The organism is Streptosporangium sp. NPDC000563, from assembly GCF_040299985.1.
GTDB lineage: Bacteria > Actinomycetota > Actinomycetes > Streptosporangiales > Streptosporangiaceae > Streptosporangium.
Genome location: NZ_JBEPDA010000003.1, coordinates 61,182 through 73,202, shown reverse-complemented (window position 1 = coordinate 73,202; position 12,021 = coordinate 61,182). Strand labels below are relative to the sequence as shown.

The following is a 12,021-nucleotide window of genomic DNA, read 5'->3' as shown; positions in this document are numbered from 1 at the left end:
GGCGGAGCGCGGATCCGTCACCCGGCGGACGGCAGCGGCTACCGCGTCTCGGCAGGGTTCGACCCGCCGGCGGAGGCGAGGCCGTGGCGGGACGACGTGAGGCGGAGGCGAGGTCAGGGCGGGACGAGGGCGGGACGACGTGAGGCGGAGGCGAGGTCGGGGCGGGGCGAGGACGGGACGGGACGGGACGATGTGAGGCTGTGGCGAGGTCGGGTCGGGCCGATGGTGTACGGCGGCCGATCGCGGAACGCGCCGAGAGCCGGGGAGTGGCTCCCGACACCTGGCCGCGAATGACGACCGGCCTTCATCGTGAAGTCAAATACTGTTCATTTAGACGTTATGCCACGTTCCTTCTTATGATCATCCGCTATGAAGACTGACGGTGGGAACAATCTCCGCAACCGGCTGCTCGGCTCGACCGCGTCACTGGGCCTGGGAGCCGGGGCCGTCGCCTGGCTTTCGCCGGAGGGAACGGAAGGAACCGGTCCGGCGAAGGTCGTGGAAGGCGCCTCGGCCTCCGGCTACCGATCGGTGACCGAGGCGATGGCGAACGCGCCCACCTGGGCGAGTACGGCGATGGAGATAGCCAGCGAGGGCACCCTCGTCATCCTCGGCCTGATCCTCGTCTGGGTGTGGTGGACCGCCCTGCGCCGGGGCGACGCGCGCGGTGTCGCGGGAACCGTCATGATCGGTGTGGGCACCGTCACCGCCTACGCGATCAGCGAGACGGTGAAGCTGATGGTGGTCGAGGAACGCCCCTGCCGGGTGGTGCCGGGAGCCGCGGCGGCGATCGCGGAGTGCCCCGGCGTGGGGGACTGGTCGTTTCCGAGCAACCACGCCACCCTCGCCGCCGGACTCGCGGTCGGACTGGCCCTGCTCCGTCCCCGCCTCGCCGCGGTGACCCTGCCGCTGGCCGTGGCGGCGGCGCTGCTCCGGGTGATGGTGGGGGTCCACTACCCGCACGACGTGCTCGCCGGTGTGCTCCTCGCCGCGGCCGTGGTGACGGCGGTGCTTCTCACGTTCACACCGCCGGCGGTGCGACTGGTGTCGCCGCTGCTGGAGCGCCTGGGCCGCAACGGCTCCGCTCCCGGGGACGGGTACGCCGACCGTCCGATCGCTCCCGGGGACGGGTACGCCGACCGTCCGATCGCTCCCGGGGACGGGTACGCCGATCGGCCGGTCGCTCCCATGGACAGGTACGCCGATCGCCGGGTCGCCCCCGTGGGCAGGCACCGCGCCGGCCCGAACCCCTGAGGTTCCCGGCGACACGGGCGGCCGGCTGGAGCCGAAGCCCTCCCCGCGCCGCGTCGGCCGGGGTTCGCGGGTCAGGACACCCGGGACGGTGTGGCGGTCCAGGTGTCGCAGGCGCCGGGGGAGACAGCCCGGTAGCCGCGTTCGAACCAGCGGACCCGGTTGGCGCCGCTGCCGTGGGTGCGGTACTCGCCCTCGTCGCCGTTGGCGCGGATCGTCTCCGACAGTGCCTTCCAGTCCTGCTCGGTACGGGGCAGGGAGGCTCGTACGCTGCCCAGGAACACCCCCGACAGGCAGTCGGCCTGGAGTTCGTAGCGGCGGCGGAGCTCGAAATGGCGGGTGCGTTCGGCGCGGACGCGCCTTTCGAAATGCGTCCTGATGCCGGTGAGGCTCTGCAGGTGGTGGCCGTACTCGTGCGCCGCCACCTTGAAGGGGTACAGGTCGATCCTGTCCTCGATCCACAGGCCGGTGAGCGGGAACACGAGCGTGGCCCGCTCCGTGCAGTAGAAGGCGTCCGCGCCGGTGGGCCACACTATTCCGCAGACGCGCCGCTCGGGCTCGGAGTAGATGCGGACCGTGGGCGTGCGGAACCGCAGCCCGGCGCGGGCGAAGTGAGCGGCCCACGAGGTTCTCAGACATCTCGTGACCAGGGTGAGATACTCGCCCGGCTGCGGGATGCCCCTGTCGACGAGCGGCGGCTCCGGGCACGAGGTGGTCGCCAACCTGCCGGACTTCAGCAACGAGGTCTTGGGCGCGACAGTCCGCCCTGGAGACGAAGAGCCGGACGTGGCGGCCTGCTTCGACGGCTTGGCCGGCGTGGACTCGGGGGATGCGGCCTGCGCGGCTCCGGCGGGCAGGACGGCAAGACACACGGCGGACAACAGGGTCACGTGTCGGAGAGGTCGCGGAGAACCGGCACGGAGCGGGAGGAAGCGCACGATCGGACAGCTTAGAACTCCCGGCTCAGAGCTCCCGCTTCAGAGCTCCCGACGTGGAATTCCCGCCCTTGCCACCCACGCGGCTCAACGCGCCGGAGCACCGTCCCACCCTCGCGCCGTCGGGATCACCTCGTCCGACGCCTGGCGGACGTTGCCCGGCGGCACACCGAAGGCCCGTTTGAACGCCCGGCAGAACGCCGCCTCGGACTGGTAACCGAAGCGGCGGGCGACCACCGAGAGCGGCTCCGACGTGCGCCGAAGGTGCATGCGGGCCAGCTGCATGCGCCAGTGGGCGAGATAGCGCATGGCGGACTCACCGACCAGCTCGGTGAACCGCGCCGAGAAGGCCGAACGCGACATTCCGACCTCCCGCGCGAGCGAGGCGACGCTCCACTGCCGTTCGGGCGCGCGGTGGAGCAACGCGAGCGCCTGTCCCACCTGCTCGTCGCGCAGGGCGGCCAGCCAGCCCCGGTTCGCCTCGGGCGCCGAGTCGAGCCAGGAGCGGATCGCCTGGACGACGAGGATGTCGGCGAGCCGGGTGATGACGGTCTCCCCGCCAGGCCGCAGGGCGAGAGCCTCACGGGAGATGAGCCGGAGCGTGCTGCTGAGCCAGTTGGCGGTGTCCTCGTCCCAGGCGTCGATGTGCAGCACCTCGGGAAGCTGCGCGACGAGACGCTGGGCGGCCACATGGTCGAAGTGCACGACGCCGTAGGTGGTGTGCGTGAGGTCCCCGCCGCCACCGTGGCGCATGATCTCGTAGCGCTCGCTGACCTGCTCGACCGGTATGTCGAAGAGCGGTTCGACGTCGGCTCCCGGGTCGCTGCGCAACCGGTGCGGGATGCCGTGCGGGATCAGGGTGAGGCTGCCCTGCCGGAGCAGGCGCGGCTCGGCTCCGTCGACCTCCAGCAGGCAGTGGCCCGAGGTGACGACCAGCAGCGCCATCAACCCGTCGAGCGCCGGCACCTCGATCCCCCACGGCGCGGTGAGCTCGGCGCGGCAGTACAGGGTGCCGGTGAGCCGGAGCAGGTGCAGGCTCTCGCCCAGCAGGTCGGAGGGAGCGGGGAACGGGCGGGGGACATTTGGCACAGATCTCATCATGCCTGATTGACCGTCCAAAAACCTGGACGAACAGCAAAGGAGAGCGGACCTTTTTCTATTGTTGGTCCACGGGTGCCGCACAAAACTGGACTCACCGACAACCAAGGGAGCATCTGGACCATGCGTGGCACCCCCGTCATCCCCGTGACCCTCGTCATCGGCTCGACCGGCAAGACCGGCCGGCGAATCGTGCAACGGCTCGCCGAGCGCGGCCACCCGGTCAGGGGCGGCTCGCGCCACCTCGACCCCCCCTTCGACTGGGAGCGGCCCGACACCTGGCGCCAGGCACTGCGCGGCGCCGAATCCGTCTACATCTCCTACTTCCCCGACCTCGCCGACCCCGGCGCACCGGCCGCGATCGAGAAGCTGACCGCCTGCGCGGTCGACGAGGGCGTCCGGCGGCTGGTACTGCTTTCCGGCCGGGGCGAGGCCAACGCGCAGCGCTGCGAACGGATCGTCGGTGAGTCCGGTCTGAGCCACACGCTCATCCGCACGAGCTGGTTCTCGCAGAACTTCAGCGAGGGCCACCTGCGGGACTCGGTGCTCGACGGCGTGATCGCGCTGCCGGCCGGCGAGGTCGCGGAGCCGTTCGTCGACGTCGACGACATCGCCGACGTCGCGGTCGCCGCCCTCACCGACGACCGCCACTCCGGCCGGCTCTACGAGCTCACCGGGCCGCGCGCGCTCACCTTCCACGAGGCCGCGGCCGAGATCGCGAAGGCCGCTGACCGGCCGGTCGAGTACGTCGCCGTCTCACCGGAGGTGTTTCACGCCGCCGTGGCGCAGAGTGCCGGGCTCGACTACGCGGACCTGCTCACGGACCTGTGCAAGGAGGTGTTCGACGGGCGCAACGCCTCGGTGGCCCACGGTGTGCGCGAGGCACTCGGCCGCGAACCCCACGACTTCACCGACTTCTGCCGTACGGCCGCCGCCTCCGGGACGTGGAGATGACGAGCCCGCCGTACCCCCCGCAGGACGCGACGAGGATGCGGCACGCGAGACCGCTGAGACTCGTCCTGCTCGTGTCCGGCGCGGTGATGATCGGGATAGGCGCGGCCGTGCTGTTCGCGCCCGCGGCCTTCCACGGCACCAACGGCATCGAGCTCGGGAGCGACGCCGGCCTGCTCAGCGAGATCAGGGCCGGGGGTGGCGCGCTGCTCGCGACCGGCGCACTGATCGCGCTCGGCGCGTTCGTCGCGCGGCTGGCCTTCACCGCCACACTCGCCGGTGCCGTGATGTACCTCTCCTACGGCCTGTCCCGCCTGCTGGGCATCACCCTGGACGGGATACCGGCGAGCGGGCTGGTGCTCGCGACCGCGTTGGAACTGGTCATCGGGCTGGCCTGCGTCTTCGTTCTCGTACGGTATCGCCACCGGGACACCTCCGCCTGAGCCGATTGGCGCGAGACGGTCGAGGTGTACGGCATGCGGGTCGATCGGTCGAGCCAGATCGTTCGACGCTCATGCCCCCTCGGTCTCAAGTGTCCTTTCGAAGACGTCGTAGGCGTCGGCAGTGAACAGGACGAGCCGCAGGTCGGTCACCCGGGTCGGCGCGGCACGTACGGTGCCGATCGCGATGCGGGCGGCGTCGTCGACGGGCCAGCGGTAGACACCGGTGGATATCGCGGGGAAGGCGACGCTGGTGGCACCCAGTTCGTCGGCGACCCGGAGGGACTCGCGGTAGCAGGAGGCGAGCAGGTGCGAGCGGTTCTCGGTGGCGGAGAAGACGGGGCCGACGGTGTGGATGACCCAGCGGGCCGGCAGCTCACCCGCGACGGTGGCCACGGCCTGACCGGTCGGCAGTCCCTCGCCGTAGTGCGAGGCGCGCAACTCGCGGCAGGCGGCGAGGATCACGGGGCCGCCACGCCGGTGAATGGCCCCGTCGACCCCGCCACCTCCCAGCAGCGAGGAGTTGGCGGCGTTGACGACGGCGTCGACGTGCTGCACGGTGATGTCCCCCTGGACCAGCGTGATTCTCATGGGAACGAGTCTGTCAGCAGAGTCTCGACGCGGTTCGCCGCTCACGATACGGCCACACTCAATGGAGTTGACGGCCGAGGCGTCGCCGGGATCTCCTGCTGCGGTGATCGACCAAGAAGAACCTGAACACCGGAGACCTTGTGGCCACCTTGGCGGTGACGAGGCGGTTTGACCTGACCGGTGTGCAGTGGGCGCGGCTGGAGCCGCTGCTGCCTGCGCCGAGGAGGCCAGGGCGGTCGCCGAAGTGGACCAAGCGTCAGATTTGGGGGCGACGGCGTCTCGGCCCCTTGAAGACGAGGCGGAAGAGATGCGGCAAGCTCCTGGCCGACCTGTACGCCTGTCGCGACTCCGAGACCGCCTGACGAGCCGCGAAAAGGACTAACGGGATGAAACAGGATTAACAGGATGTCGGGATGGTGTGCGACCTGAAAATTGCCGATGCATCTGAGAAAACCCCTAGCCATAAAGAGGAGATCATCTAGCGATAGCGTGGCGCTCAAACCAAACCTCGGGGGGCTTGGATGGTCCATAGCGAACTGCCGACACTGGGCGAACCCGGATGTCTAGGCCAGTTGAACCCGTTGATCCGCCAACTGCGAGACAGCGGCCCCATCGTCCGGGTTCGTACCCCGGTCGGCGATGAAGCGTGGCTGGTGACCCGGCTCGCCGAACTCAAGCAACTCCTGCTCGACGACCGACTCGGGACCACCCACCCGGACCCGCCGAACAGAGCACGGTACCTGGACAGCCCGATGCTGGACCTGGTCGTGTCGAACCAGGATCCGGCTGAGGCGCATCGTGCGCATCAGGCCCTCCGGTCGAATCTCACCCCGTATTTCTCGGCCAAGCGCATAGCCGGCATGCGGCCGCGCGTCGGCGCCGTGGTCGACGAGTATCTCGACGCCGTACTCGCCAAGCAGCCGCCGATAGACATCCACACCGAGTTCTCGCTGCCGTTCTCCTATCAGATCCTGTGCGATCTGCTCGGCATAGCGGATCCAGCGGAATACCAGGTGGTGCTCGACCGGGTCAGCAGGGTGGGGGCGGGACTGGGCCAGGCGCAGGAGCTGTTCAGATACCTGAGCGAGGTTGCCAGGCGCAAACGCGCGCAACCGGGCGACGATCTGGCCTCGGCGCTGTGCCAATCCGGACTCCCCAACGACTTCGTCGGTGCGTTGCTGGCTTTTGTCACCATGTCGTACCAGGTGACTCCGCACAGCATCAGCGCGGCGATCGCGCTGTTCGCCATGAACCCGGACCAGCACAAGCTGGTGCTCGATGACCCGGAACTGCTGCCCGGCGCGGTGGGGGAGGCCGTGCGGATGAGCAAATTCGCCGAATCCGCACTGCCCCGCTACGCCAGCGAGGACATCGAGATCGGCGGGGTCACGATCCGCGCCGGCGACCTCGTGCTGTGCGACCACGGCTCGACCGCGTTCGACGACCGGGTGTTCGAGGACCCGGAACGGTTCGACGTCACCCGATCGCCCAACCCCCACCTGGTGTTCAGCCACGGAATCACCTACTGCCTCGGTGCCCCCCTGGCTCGGCTGGAGATCAACGAGGTACTCGCCAGGCTTCTGCCCCGGCTGCCCACCATGCGCCTGGCGATCCCGGTCAGTGACATCCCGGTCTCCGGGGGGATGAGCGAACGGAAGCTCGGTGGTGGCATCGCCCAGCTACCGATCACCTGGGATCCGCCGGTTCCCGTCGCGTAATGGGGGTGAGCAGAGCCCGGTCAGCGAGGCCAGCCGGCCGGGTTCGAGCACGACTCGCGGGAGATTCCCGATCCGGTGTCAGGGAAGGTCCCGTAGCGCTCGTGGTGCAGATGGGCGAAGAAGTAACACATCCTCTCGCACTCGGCATCCAGCACCGCCTTCTTCGGATCCTCGGCCACCGCGGTGTAGAAGTCGCGGCCCATCGCGACGATGAAGCCACGCGCGTAGAGGAAACCGTCGTCGGAACCGTCGGTGACCGCCTGGATGTCCGCGCGGTCGATGTCGTGGAGCTTCGCCTCGACCACCCGATCGAGATCCGTCAGCTCGTCCGACGACAACCCCTCGCTGAGGGAGCCGAGGTTGCTCAGAAACTCCTTCAGGGCGGCTTCGACCACGACAAACGGCGGCTTGCCGTAAAAGTCCTCGTCGGGGGCGGGCGTCCGATGTGTCAACTCCCGTCGTGCCTGATTGACCTCCACTCCCAGCGGTGCCCAGGCCGCCTCCACCAGGTCCCAGAAACCTTCATCAGTTTTCATGATCGTCGCCTTTCTCATATCGGTGCCGCTCACCCAACCAGAGAGCACCGACAGTCAGCCGCCGTCCGGGCGATGACCAACGCGAAGGCCGTCTTGGCAACGCCGTCGGCGTCATCGCCCCAAAGGGAGGACACCCCCGCCGAGCTGTGCCTACTGTTAGCGCATGGTGCCCTTGCCGTTCTGTACGGCCATCGTGGAGTTGACCCGGGTCCAGGGGGAGTTCCTCTCCAGCCTCCCGTGCCCAGGACTCATCGTGGAGCCCTACATGCGGTGCTCTCTGGAGGCGGGACATCGCGGTCGGCACGTCACCCTGGCGCAGGGGTCGTCGGTCACGGACTGGTGGGCGACCTGGGACACCGAGGACATCCACGGGGAGCTCAAGGTGCTTCCGAACTGTCTGACCACCGAGCCGATCAGCGAGGACGCGTGCTGCCTGCCGGCCGAGCATGTGGGCAGACACAGCTTCGAATTCCTCTGACCGGCTCTTCCCGCCCTCCATGCAGCTCAGAAGTGACCTGACCCTGCGAACGGGGTCCGGCTACCGTTGCCCCGCATGACGCATACCGAGATCGAGATCACCGCGGAGCTGGTGCGGGATCTGCTGCGCGACCAGCACCCCGACCTGGCCGATCACGCTGTGCGGCTCGGCGCGCGTGGCTGGGACAACCAGCTGTGGCGGCTCGGTGACGACGTTGACGTCGAGAACCACGGTCGGCACCCGTCACCTCCAGCTCTCGCGGCTCGCCTCGACGTCCACGGCCTCGGTGAAGCCCGGGATGACACCGGTCACCCCATCGAGGCGGCTGCGGTGTCGCCGGATGACGATCTGACCACCTTCTTCGGCGATGTCCACCAGGTCTCCCGGATGAAGGCCGAGCGTGCGTAGGACCGCCGCAGACAGGGTCACCTGGTTCTTGCTGGAGATGCGTACCGGTCCCGTACGTCTGGCACGTGTCCACTCGCCGTGATCCATGCTCTTCGCTTCAGCCGTCACGAGTAAAGACTGAACTCTGTCGCCCATGGTGTGCAGTCGATTTCAGGAAGTCACCGCTGTCGATGCGGAGGATTTCGGTCGACGCTGCGGCTGACCTTAAGTCCGCTTTCGCCTGAAATAGGCAGCGGTTCCGGCGGCGCCCGCATAGGCTTGTGGGGTGGCGCTTTCCGACCTTCGGCGGGAGATGGTGCTCGCCGCCATCGACGAATGCGACAAGCTGGGCCGCGACGCCTTTCTCAAGGAGTACGGCTACCGGCCCGCCCTCGATTACTTCCTCGTGTATGACGGCAAGCGGTACGACTCCAAGGCGATCGCCGGAGTCGCGTACCGAGGAGTCAGCGGCAGGCCCCTGCGTCCCGGCGAGTTCTCCGGGGGGAACGCAACCGTTGCTCGGGTGCTCGGTGGACTGGGCTTTGAAGTGACGAAACCGGGGCAGGCCGCCGAGGTGTCCTCCGTCGAAGACCTCTTACAGAAGGTCGACTCGCTCAAGCCCGCTGTTTCTCCCACATCTGGTGCGAGGAAACGACATCAGCCATTGACCCTGCTCTGGGCGATCGGCCGCGCGGCCCAGGGCAAGCCACGCCTGAGGCGGTGGGAGAGCACCTACCGCGAACTCGGGCGGCTCATCGAGGAGTTCGGTCTTGAAGAGGACCGGCCCAACCCTGAGTTCCCCGTGTTGTGGCTTTACCACCACGGTCTCTGGGAACTGCCCGGCCGCGCCGACATACCGCCTGCCAGTGGCCGGCACGCGCAGCAGTGGATGAAAGAACAAGAGCCGGACAGCGGCCTGCTGCCATGGGCGTACGAGATCGTCACCGATCGGGAGGACGTTCGTGCCCAGATCGTCGTGAGGCTGCTTGGCGCGTACTTCCACGGCGTGGACCACAACAGGCTTCTCGCGCGGGTCGGACTCGACGCGGTGTCCTCTCCGGCCAGTCGTCGCGAGATGATCGTGGAGCGCATCATCCGCGACTCCCTGCTCTCCGAGCAGATCAAGGGTGCGCACGACTTCCACTGCCAGATCTGCGGCGACCGACTCGCCCTCCACCGGGGCTTCTACGCCGAAGGCGCTCATATCCGCCCGCTCGGAAAGCCGCACAACGGCCCCGACGAGCCCGGCAACCTGCTCTGCCTCTGCCCCAACCACCACGTCCTGCTGGACCGAGGGATGATCACCATCCAGGCGGATCTCACGACGACGGACACGGTGTCCGGTGCCTCGCTCGGCCGTCTCCGAGTCGTCCAGAACCACGAGATCAGCCAGGATCACCTCGACTATCACCGGCAGAACATCGCCAAGCAGGGCTGAGCCGAGGTTTTTCCCGGCGGGGCGAGGGCGGGGACGCCATCGGTGGGCAGGGTCGCACCAAGCCGCCGATAACATTCCAGCCGGGCGCGAACGGCGTGTTGCTCGCGGTCTGGGTGCGGCGTCGACCGTTGATCGCGTACGAGTCCTACGGGGGGCCGCCCCGGGCGGCGCGGCGACGCTCGGTGAGCCGCCGGGCCTTGGCCGTGTTGCCGCAGTCGGCCATGCGGCACCAGCGGCGTGAGCCGTTGCGGCTCTGGTCGAGGAACAGCCATCCGCAGCCGCCCTCGCGGATGGGGCAGCGGCGTACCCGGGGCAGGTCGGCCGTCCGCAGGACGTCGAGTGCGGCCTCGGCGACCCGGTCGGGTATCAGCATGGCGGGTATCGTGCCGTAGGTGAGCCGCACCTGCGGCGGGTCGCCTCTGTCGAGCACCAGCGCGGCTCTGGCAGCCGCCCCGGCCCATCGCTCGTGCAGCACGATCAGCGCGGCCCCGGCCGCGATCGGATCCCCCTCGCCCGCGTCGTCCGCCGGCCCGCCGTCGGCAGGCCGGATCGTCGCGAGCACCACGAGATGCAGCCCTTCCCGGATGTCGCGTACGGTGGCCAGCCCCGCCTGCGCCGACGCGGGATCGTCGTGCCACGCCTGATCGGCCCGATCGCGCTCCGCGTCGCTGATCAGGCCTGCCCTGGCCGCCCAGCGCAGCAATGCGGGGGCGTCGGACAGATAGTCGTGGGGCGGCCCGCCGTCGAGCGGTACCCCTCGTTCGAGCGTGTTGACCAGATCGAGCGCGGGGTGCCCGCCGACCAGGGGAAGGTGTCCCACGTCGAGCATCATGCCCTTGATGCTACCACTCAAGACAGAAAAGGAGGTTGCACGGCTTGGTGGGTTGAGTATCGGATCACGTGACTCGGGTGCCCTCGGGCAGGGGGGCGGCGGCCATGGCCGGGCCCTTCCGTCGGCTGGACAGGAACGGCTCGGCCAGAACGATGGCGAACGCCGCCAGGCTGAGCAGCGCCCCGGCCAGTGCCGTGCTGCGCACGCCCGGACCGGGCAGGAGCACGCTGCCGAGGAACGCGCCCGCGGTGATGCCCACATTGAACGCCATGGAGGTAGCGGCGCTCGCCATGACCGACTCGCCCGGCGCGTACACGAGCACCCGCGATCCCAGTACGGCGGTCAGGCCCGCGAGAGTGAAGCCGGACAGGGATATCGCGATGACGGCCCCGACCGGGGAGGCGCCGAACGCGTACTGCCCGGCGAGCGCCAACGTCTGCAGGCCTATGAGCCCCGTCATGGTGCTCCAGCCATGGCGGTCGACGAGGTAGCCCACTATGAACACTCCGGTCAGGCCCGCGATCCCGCGTACCAGCAGAAGCGGGCCGATCGATGACTCGGTGAAGCCACTGACGTCGCTCAGGAACGGGCTGATGTAGGTGAACGCCGTGAACGCGCCGGTGACCGCGACCGCCGTGGTGGCCACGATCGACAGGTACCGGCCGCGGTCGGGCGCGCTGCCCCGGTCCGCCGCGCCCTGCCCGGCGGGCGTGTCGGGCAGGACGGCCGCGATCGTGGCGAGGACGAGCAGGGCCAGGCCGCTGAGCGCGAGGAACGCCACCCGCCAGTTGGTCTGCTGGCCGAGCCACGTGCCGGCCGGGATGCCGGTCAGCGCGGCGCTGGAGGCGCCGGCGTACAGGATGGATAGGGCCCGGCCGCGCACCTCGGCCCGGAAGAGGCCGGCGGCGGCGGGCGTCACGATGGCCCAGAACAACGCCTGGCTCAACGCTGTCACCATCCGGGCGCCCATGAGCAGCCAGTAGTTCCCCGCCATGGCCGACAGGCAGGTCGCCACGACGAAGATGCCCAACAAAACGCACAGCAGTCGCCGCCGGGGCAGCCGGCGAGTCAGTCGCGTGAGCGGCAGGGACACCAGCACGATGATCAGGCCGTATCCGGTGACCAGGAGCCCGACCGCTGACGGGCTGGTGCCGAGATCCTGGGCGATCAGGGAGAGCAGGCCGATGGGCAGCGACTCGGTGGTCACGTAGATGAACACGGCCAGGGTCAGAGCGGTCAGTGCGACGATCGCCGACCTGCTTCCGAAGCGTTCTTGCACGCGGTCTCCTCGGCTTGTTCACCATCGTTCGAGATGATGAAGGTAGCTTTTTCATGTCATATCGTGGGAATTCCCTGTTGAGCATTA

At 68.8% G+C, this 12,021-nt stretch carries 14 protein-coding genes; 6 read left to right on the top strand and 8 right to left on the bottom strand.

The window, feature by feature from the left end; translation table 11 throughout:
- The first annotated feature begins 369 nt into the window (after positions 1-369).
- Positions 370-1,254 carry a phosphatase PAP2 family protein gene (locus ABT352_RS11040; RefSeq protein WP_350944348.1) on the top strand — a complete coding sequence of 295 codons (885 nt, stop codon included), beginning with the start codon at positions 370-372 and terminating at the stop codon, positions 1,252-1,254.
- Positions 1,255-1,325: 71 nt separating this feature from the next.
- Here the strand turns inward: ABT352_RS11040 and ABT352_RS11035 are convergent, their stop codons facing one another.
- Both ABT352_RS11035 and ABT352_RS11030 read right to left on the bottom strand, forming a co-directional pair.
- The gene (locus tag ABT352_RS11035) at positions 1,326-2,141 is read right to left on the bottom strand and encodes a neutral zinc metallopeptidase (protein WP_350944347.1); all 816 of its coding nucleotides are present in this window, start codon (positions 2,139-2,141) and stop codon (positions 1,326-1,328) included.
- Positions 2,142-2,273: 132 nt separating this feature from the next.
- Complete coding sequence (locus ABT352_RS11030) at positions 2,274-3,275, bottom strand: AraC family transcriptional regulator (protein WP_350944346.1); 1,002 nt, start codon at positions 3,273-3,275, stop codon at positions 2,274-2,276.
- 132 nt (positions 3,276-3,407) lie between these two features.
- On the opposite strand from ABT352_RS11030, the gene ABT352_RS11025 reads away from it, so the two are divergent.
- On the top strand, positions 3,408-4,238 hold the full coding sequence (locus ABT352_RS11025; protein ID WP_350944344.1) for an NAD(P)H-binding protein: 831 nt from the start codon (positions 3,408-3,410) through the stop codon (positions 4,236-4,238).
- Positions 4,235-4,678, top strand: coding sequence for a DUF4345 domain-containing protein (locus ABT352_RS11020; RefSeq protein ID WP_350944343.1), 444 nt, complete (start codon positions 4,235-4,237; stop codon positions 4,676-4,678). Before ABT352_RS11025 ends, ABT352_RS11020 begins: the two co-directional genes overlap by 4 nt.
- Positions 4,679-4,747: 69 nt before the next feature.
- On the opposite strand, the gene ABT352_RS11015 is transcribed toward ABT352_RS11020, so the two are convergent.
- On the bottom strand, positions 4,748-5,266 hold the full coding sequence (locus ABT352_RS11015; RefSeq protein ID WP_350944342.1) for an O-acetyl-ADP-ribose deacetylase: 519 nt from the start codon (positions 5,264-5,266) through the stop codon (positions 4,748-4,750).
- Between the two features lie 521 nt (positions 5,267-5,787).
- Here ABT352_RS11015 and ABT352_RS11010 point away from each other — a divergent pair.
- Positions 5,788-6,984 carry a cytochrome P450 gene (locus ABT352_RS11010; protein WP_350944341.1) on the top strand — a complete coding sequence of 399 codons (1,197 nt, stop codon included), beginning with the start codon at positions 5,788-5,790 and terminating at the stop codon, positions 6,982-6,984.
- Positions 6,985-7,004: 20 nt separating this feature from the next.
- Here the strand turns inward: ABT352_RS11010 and ABT352_RS11005 are convergent, their stop codons facing one another.
- The gene (locus tag ABT352_RS11005; protein ID WP_350944340.1) at positions 7,005-7,520 is read right to left on the bottom strand and encodes a DUF4240 domain-containing protein; all 516 of its coding nucleotides are present in this window, start codon (positions 7,518-7,520) and stop codon (positions 7,005-7,007) included.
- Between the two features lie 163 nt (positions 7,521-7,683).
- On the opposite strand from ABT352_RS11005, the gene ABT352_RS11000 reads away from it, so the two are divergent.
- Positions 7,684-7,998, top strand: coding sequence for a hypothetical protein (locus ABT352_RS11000; protein ID WP_350944339.1), 315 nt, complete (start codon positions 7,684-7,686; stop codon positions 7,996-7,998).
- 60 nt (positions 7,999-8,058) lie between these two features.
- Here the strand turns inward: ABT352_RS11000 and ABT352_RS40760 are convergent, their stop codons facing one another.
- Together ABT352_RS40760 and ABT352_RS10990 are read right to left on the bottom strand one after the other, a co-directional pair.
- Entirely contained in the window at positions 8,059-8,229 is a 171-nt protein-coding gene (locus ABT352_RS40760) for a hypothetical protein (protein ID WP_502992855.1), read from the bottom strand.
- A gap of 12 nt (positions 8,230-8,241) precedes the next feature.
- A complete protein-coding gene (locus ABT352_RS10990) occupies positions 8,242-8,493 on the bottom strand; it encodes an AbrB/MazE/SpoVT family DNA-binding domain-containing protein (protein WP_350944826.1) in 252 nt (83 codons plus the stop codon).
- A 178-nt stretch (positions 8,494-8,671) separates the two neighbouring features.
- Between ABT352_RS10990 and ABT352_RS10985 the strand changes: the two genes are divergently transcribed.
- The gene (locus ABT352_RS10985) at positions 8,672-9,823 is read left to right on the top strand and encodes an HNH endonuclease (protein WP_350944338.1); all 1,152 of its coding nucleotides are present in this window, start codon (positions 8,672-8,674) and stop codon (positions 9,821-9,823) included.
- Positions 9,824-9,968: 145 nt separating this feature from the next.
- On the opposite strand, the gene ABT352_RS10980 is transcribed toward ABT352_RS10985, so the two are convergent.
- Together ABT352_RS10980 and ABT352_RS10975 are read right to left on the bottom strand one after the other, a co-directional pair.
- Positions 9,969-10,655 carry a CGNR zinc finger domain-containing protein gene (locus tag ABT352_RS10980; protein ID WP_350944337.1) on the bottom strand — a complete coding sequence of 229 codons (687 nt, stop codon included), beginning with the start codon at positions 10,653-10,655 and terminating at the stop codon, positions 9,969-9,971.
- A gap of 64 nt (positions 10,656-10,719) precedes the next feature.
- Positions 10,720-11,934, bottom strand: a complete 1,215-nt coding sequence (locus ABT352_RS10975) for an MFS transporter (RefSeq protein WP_350944336.1) — start codon at positions 11,932-11,934, stop codon at positions 10,720-10,722.
- Positions 11,935-12,021 lie beyond the last annotated feature (87 nt).